This window comes from Streptomyces sp. NPDC057638 (assembly GCF_042800315.1).
Classification (GTDB): Bacteria; Actinomycetota; Actinomycetes; order Streptomycetales; family Streptomycetaceae; genus Streptomyces.
The window spans coordinates 1-6,712 of the sequence record NZ_JBHVHF010000367.1; the positions used below are offsets into that span (position 1 = coordinate 1).

General features: G+C 70.8%; 4 protein-coding genes. All 4 read right to left on the reverse strand.

The window, feature by feature from the left end; translation table 11 throughout:
- Nucleotides 1-43 precede the first annotated feature (43 nt).
- Nucleotides 44-3,895: a multifunctional oxoglutarate decarboxylase/oxoglutarate dehydrogenase thiamine pyrophosphate-binding subunit/dihydrolipoyllysine-residue succinyltransferase subunit gene (locus ACFVIM_RS30990; RefSeq protein ID WP_384308402.1), complete on the reverse strand. Its 3,852-nt coding sequence runs from the start codon at nucleotides 3,893-3,895 to the stop codon at nucleotides 44-46.
- 357 nt (nucleotides 3,896-4,252) lie between these two features.
- A complete protein-coding gene (locus ACFVIM_RS30995; RefSeq protein WP_384308404.1) occupies nucleotides 4,253-5,305 on the reverse strand; it encodes an ATP-binding protein in 1,053 nt (350 codons plus the stop codon).
- Between the two features lie 119 nt (nucleotides 5,306-5,424).
- The gene (locus tag ACFVIM_RS31000; protein WP_003959164.1) at nucleotides 5,425-6,162 is read right to left on the reverse strand and encodes a response regulator transcription factor; all 738 of its coding nucleotides are present in this window, start codon (nucleotides 6,160-6,162) and stop codon (nucleotides 5,425-5,427) included.
- An 89-nt stretch (nucleotides 6,163-6,251) separates the two neighbouring features.
- On the reverse strand, nucleotides 6,252-6,712 hold a 461-nt coding region (locus ACFVIM_RS31005), incomplete at its 5' end, for a spermidine synthase (RefSeq protein ID WP_384308407.1).

Genomic DNA, 6,712 nt, shown 5'->3' on the forward strand with positions numbered 1-6,712 from the left:
CCTCCTGGTGGGGAGGGGCGCCGGGCCCTCGGGGTGAGACGGGTCAGGCGTCGAAGACGTCGGCGACCAGCTGGGCCTGCTCGGCCTGGTGGCGCTTGGCGGACCCCACCGCCGGGGACGAGCCGTGCGGCCGCGAGATCCGCCGCAGCCGCTCCCCGTGCGGCACGTCCGCGCCGACCGCCAGGTCGAGGTGGTCGATCAGGTTGAGCGCGATGAAGGGCCACGCCCCCTGGTTCGCCGGCTCCTCCTGCGCCCACAGGTACTTCTCGGCGTTCGGGAACTTGGCGATCTCGGCCTGGAGCTCGGCACCCGGCAGCGGGTACAGGCGCTCAAGGCGGATAATCGCCGTGTCCGTCACGCCGCGCTTCTTCCGCTCCGCGTCGAGGTCGTAGTAGACCTTGCCGGAGGTGAAGACGACCTTGCGCACGGCGTTCGGGTCGACGGACTCGTCGCCGATCACCGGGCGGAAGCCGCCGGTGAGGAACTCGTCCGCGGTGGACGCCGCGGCCTTGAGCCGGAGCATCGACTTCGGGGTGAAGACGATCAGCGGCTTGTGGTGCGGGTTGTGGACCTGCCAGCGCAGCAGGTGGAAGTAGTTCGACGGCAGCGTCGGCATGGCGACCGTCATGTTGTTCTGCGCGCAGAGCTGGAGGAAGCGCTCCGGGCGGGCCGACGAGTGGTCGGGGCCCTGTCCCTCGTACCCGTGCGGGAGCAGCAGGACGACGCCGGAGGTCTGGCCCCACTTCTGCTCGGCGGAGGAGATGAACTCGTCCACGACGGTCTGGGCGCCGTTGACGAAGTCACCGAACTGCGCCTCCCACATCACGAGGGCGTCGGGGCGGGCCAGGGAGTAGCCGTACTCGAAGCCCATCGCCGCGTACTCGCTCAGCAGCGAGTCGTAGACGTTGTAGCGGGCCTGCTCCTCGGTGAGGTAGAGCAGCGGGGTGTAGTCCTCGTTGGTCTCCTGGTCGACCAGGACGGCGTGGCGCTGGCCGAACGTGCCACGGCGGGTGTCCTGGCCGGAGAGGCGGACCGGGGTGCCCTCCATCAGCAGGGAGCCGATGGCGAGGGTCTCGCCCATGCCCCAGTCGATGGTGCCGTCCTCGACGGACGCGGCACGGCGCTGGAGCTGCGGCAGCAGCCGGGGGTGGACCGTGATGTGGTCCGGGATGTTCACCTGGGACTCGGCGATCCGCTTGACGATCTCCTGGGAGACCGCCGTGGTCACCGCCACCGGGAACTCGGCCTGCGGGTCCGGGACGTGCGCCGGGGCGGGGAGGCTGGTGGCCTCGCGGACCTCGGCGAAGACCTTCTCCAGCTGGCCCTGGAAGTCCTGGAGCGCCTGCTCGGCCTCTTCCAGGGTGATGTCGCCGCGGCCGATCAGCGACTCGGTGTACAGCTTGCGCACCGAGCGCTTCTTGTCGATCAGCGCGACCATCTGCGGGTTGGTGAACTGCGGGTTGTCGCCCTCGTTGTGACCGCGGCGGCGGTAGCAGATGAGGTCGATCACCACGTCCTTGTTGAAGGTCTGGCGGAACTCGAAGGCGAGCCGCGCCACGCGGACGCACGCCTCCGGGTCGTCGCCGTTCACATGGAAGATCGGCGCCTCGATCATGCGGGCCACGTCGGTGGCGTACATCGAGGAGCGGGAGGACTCCGGGGCGGCGGTGAAGCCGACCTGGTTGTTGATGACGACGTGGACGGTGCCGCCGGTGCGGTAGCCCCGCAGCTGGGACATGTTCAGCGTCTCGGCGACCACGCCCTGGCCCGCGAACGCGGCGTCGCCGTGGAGGGCGACCGGCAGGACGGTGAAGTCCGTGCCGCCCTTGTTGATGACGTCCTGCTTGGCGCGGGCGACACCCTCCAGGACCGGGTCGACGGCCTCCAGGTGGGAGGGGTTGGCGACCAGGGAGACCTTGATCTGCTCGCCGTCGAGGCCGGTGAAGGTGCCCTCGGCGCCCAGGTGGTACTTGACGTCGCCGGAGCCGTGCATCGACTTCGGGTCGAGGTTGCCCTCGAACTCGCGGAAGATCTGCGCGTAGGATTTGCCGACGATGTTGGCGAGGACGTTGAGCCGACCGCGGTGGGCCATGCCGATGACGACCTCGTCCAGGCGGGACTCGGCGGCCGAGTCGATCACCGCGTCGAGCAGCGGGATGACGGACTCGCCGCCCTCCAGCGAGAAGCGCTTCTGCCCGACGTACTTGGTCTGGAGGAAGGTCTCGAACGCCTCCGCCGCGTTGAGGCGGCGCAGGATCCGCAGCTGCTCCTCGCGCTCCGGCTTGGAGTGCGGGCGCTCCACGCGGTCCTGGATCCACTTGCGCTGCTTGGGGTCCTGGATGTGCATGAACTCGATGCCGGTGGTGCGGCAGTACGAGTCGCGCAGCACGCCGAGGACGTCCCGCAGCTTCATCAGGGACTTGCCCGCGAAGCCGCCGACGGCGAACTCGCGCTCCAGGTCCCACAGGGTCAGCCCGTGCTCGGTGATGTCGAGGTCGGGGTGCTTGCGCTGGCGGTACTCCAGCGGGTCGGTGTCGGCCATGACATGGCCGCGGACCCGGTAGGAGTGGATCAGCTCGAAGACCCGGGCGGCCTTGGTGACGTCGTCGTCGTGGGAGGCGTCGATGTCCTTGAGCCAGCGGACCGGCTCGTAGGGGATGCGCAGCGCCTCGAAGATGTCGTCGTAGAAGCCGTCCTCGCCGAGGAGGAAGTTCGCCACGACCCGCAGGAACTCGCCGGACGCCGCGCCCTGGATGACCCGGTGGTCATAGGTCGAGGTCAGGGTCATGACCTTGGCGATGCCCAGCTTGTTCAGGGTGTCCTGGGAGGTGCCCTGGAACTCGGCCGGGTAGTCCATGGAGCCCACGCCCATGATCACGGACTGGCCGGGCATCAGCCGGGGCACGGAGTGCACGGTACCGAGGCCGCCGGGGTTGGTCAGGGAGACCGTGACCCCGGTGAAGTCGTCCATCGTCAGCTTGTTGCCCCGGGCGCGGCGGACGATGTCCTCGTACGCCTGCCAGAACTCGAAGAAGTTGAGGGTCTCGGCCTTCTTGATGGCCGCGACGACGAGCTGGCGGTCGCCGTTGGGCTTGACCAGGTCGATGGCGAGGCCGAAGTTGACGTGCTCCGGCTTGACCAGGGTCGGCTTGCCGTCCTTCTCCGCGAAGGAGTAGTTCATCTGCGGCATGGCCTTGAGGGCCCGCACCATCGCGTAGCCGATGAGGTGGGTGAAGGAGACCTTCCCGCCCCGGGCGCGCTTGAGGTGGTTGTTGATGACGATGCGGTTGTCGAAGAGCAGCTTCACCGGGACGGCGCGCACGGACGTGGCCGTGGGCATCTCCAGCGAGGCGTTCATGTTCTTCGCGACGGCGGCGGCGGGGCCACGGAGGGTGACCAGCTCGGGGCCGTCGGTCGCGGCGGCGGGCGCCGCCTTGGGTGCCGGGGCCTTCGCGGGCGCGGCCTTCGCGGGCGCCGGGGCGGCCTTCGCCGGAGCCGGAGCCGGAGCGGGCTGCGCCGGAGCCGCGGGCGCGGCCTGCGCCGGGGCGGCGGGCTGCGGCGGGGTCTGCGCCGGGGCGGGAGCCGTCGGCTGGACCGGGGCCTGCGGCGGCGCCGGGGCGGCGGCCTGGGGCGCGGGTACCGAGCCGTTGGCGGACGCCGTGGCGGAGGGGGTGGGGCCCGTCTCCGTGCCGGTGGCGGCCGCGTTCTTGGCACCGGGCTTGTAGTCGGCGAAGAAGTCCCACCAGGCTCGGTCGACCGAATTGGGATCCTGGAGGTACTGCTGGTAGATCTCGTCGACGAGCCACTCATTGGCGCCGAAGGCGGCGGCAGGACTCACGCCCTGCGCGCCTTGGTCGGTCGGAGTAGTGGAGTTACTGGGGGACTGAGACGACACGGCGGCAACCGCCCTCTTCCGCTTCACAAGGTGATGGACAGCGGGAATCAAGGCTACGCCCCCATGGCCGGGAGGTGCAGGCCAGACGGGCCACAGTCGCGCACATCACACCGAAAGCCGGGTTTCGGCGTCCTAAATGGCGGGAAACAAGCACGGTTCGCCTGGCCAGGGCCCTGAACGGCCGACACCGGCCCATGACCGCGCCGGGGAGGGCGCCCCCTCGGCGCGTCGTGCCGCGCTCACCAGGGCGGCACCGGTGGTCCGTCCCTGGCCGCCGCCGTGGCGGCCGGTCCGTGCGAGCGCGCCGCGGCGGACCGTAGGCGGGGGCAGCGCCCCGACTCCGTATCGAACTTTACGTCAACAGCGCGGCGGGGGGATCCCCGGCAGGGTGACCAGGATCCGGCAGCCCCGAGCCGATTCGGCCACCCCGATCCGCCCGCCGTGGAGATCGACCGCCCAGCGGGCGATGGCGAGGCCGAGCCCCGTGCCGCCGTCGCCGCCCTTGGCGCCGCCCGCGCCCGCGCGGCCCCGGTTGAACCGCTCGAAGACCTGGTGGCGCTCCTGCTCCGGGATGCCGGGGCCCTCGTCCACCACCTCCAGGTCCAGTGACTCCGGATGCGGGCCGCGCCGTGCCCGTACCGTCACCCGGCCGTGCGGCGGCGAGTGCTTCACCGCGTTGTCGATGAGGTTGGCGACGACCTGGTGGAGCCGCTCGGCGTCCGCGTGGGCGGTCAGCTCGGGCGGGGCGACATCGAGGTGCAGATGGACGTCCGTACGGGTGTGGTGCCCCGAACCGGAGGCGAGCCCCCGCTGGGCCGCGGCCAGGTTCGCCTCCTTCAGCACCCCGGAGAGATAGGGCCAGACCTCGAACCGGGAGGCCCGCAGCGGGACGACACCGTTGTCGAGCCGGGACAGGTCCAGCAGGGTCTCCACCAGCCGCCCCAGCCGCTCGGTCTGCTTCAGGGCGGTGCGCATGGTCTCCGGGTCGGCGGCCGAGACCCCGTCCACCACGTTCTCCAGGACCGCCCGCAGCGCGGCGATCGGGGTGCGCAGCTCGTGGGAGACATTGGCGACCAGCTCCTTGCGGTGCCGGTCGACCGCCTCCAGGTCGTCCGCCATGCGGTTGATGGTGGAGGCGAGGTCGCCCAGTTCGTCCCGGCGGTCGGCGCCGCGCACCCGGCGGGTGTAGTCACCGTGCGATATCCCCTTGGCGACCGTGTTCATCTCGTCCAGCGGGGCGGTGAGGCCGTGCGCCACGAACTGGGTGATCAGCAGGGTCGCGATCACCGTGAAGACCGTGATGAACCGCAGCTCGGTGGAGGTGCGCAGGGCCACCAGCAGCAGTCCGGTGGTGATGAAGACCGAGACGACGACGAGCGTGCCCAGCTTGGTCTTGATGGAGATCGACACGCCCCGGCGCCGTCCGCTGGGACGGGCGCCCCGGGGCCGGGGCGCCCGCTGTGTCCGCTGGGTCTTCGGTGACCGTTGCGCTCTCGGTGCCTGCTGCGCCCGCTGCCCCGTCGGCGCCCTCATGGTGCCGGTGTCTCCAGCGCGTACCCGACGCCATGGACCGTACGGATGCGTTCCGCGCCGATCTTGCGGCGCAGCGCCTTGATGTGGCTGTCGACCGTACGGGTGCCGGAGGCGTCCGCCCAGTCCCACACCTCGGCGAGCAGCTGCTCCCGGGAGAGGACCGCGCGGGGCGTGTTCGCCAGACAGACCAGCAGGTCGAACTCGGTCGGGGTGAGATGCACGTCATCCCCCCGGACCCGGACCCGGCGCTGGGCGTGGTCGATCTCCAGCTCCCCCAGCCGCAGGATCCCGCTGCGGGGGGTGACGGCGGCCAGCGCGGCCCGCTCGACCCGCCGCAGCAGGACATGGACCCGGGCCGCCAGCTCCCGCATGGAGAACGGCTTCGTCATGTAGTCGTCGGCGCCGACGCCGAGCCCCACCAGCATGTCGGTCTCGTCGTCGCGCGCCGTGAGCATCAGCACCGGGACCGGGCGCTGTGCCTGGACCCGGCGGCAGACCTCAAGCCCGTCGAAGCCGGGCAGCATCACATCGAGGACCATCAGATCGGGCTGCCATGCCTCCGCCGCGTCGACGGCGGCGGGCCCGTCGGCCGCCGTCTGGACCAGGAAGCCCTCGGCCCGCAGCCGGGCGGCGATGGCGTCGACGATGGTCGAGTCGTCCTCCACCACCAGCACCCTGCGCTGGGCGCCGGGGGTGGCCGCGACCCCGTTGTGGGTGGTGTGTGTCTGTTCCATCGCCCGCCCCTGTAAGCGCTCTCGCACGTGTTCGCTCGTTGTAGATCCGGTGTGTAGCCAGCAGCGTAAGGGGAGTTGCGCCATCGCGGCTACGCAGGGCGAACAGCGAGGTGGACGACGTCCGGTACGCCCCGGGCAACCCGGATCTCTTCGGTTCTTACCTTGCAGAACCCCGCATTCCGCAAGGTGTGTTCAAAATCCCCTGACGGGCGGGCCGACCAGATTGCCAGAACGCCTCCCGGTGTCAACCGCCGATGACAGAGCGTCAGCCCGGCCGGGGTGTACAGCCCCTCGTTGTCCTCGGTGACCGTCCAGTCCGGTCCGTTGTCGATATCCAGACAGAGCGCGTCATAGCGCCGATCGGTGGTGCGGAGGTGATCCAGGAGGTCGGCGGCGACCACCTCGGTCCGGGGGTCCGCGAACGCGTCGGCGGTGAGGGCGCCCAGCGGGCCGGTGCGATGCCAGTCGATGACGGCCCGCTCCCGCTCCACGACCGTGACACGGGACCAGTGGGGGGAGGCGGCGGCCTCGGCGAGGGAGAAACCGACGC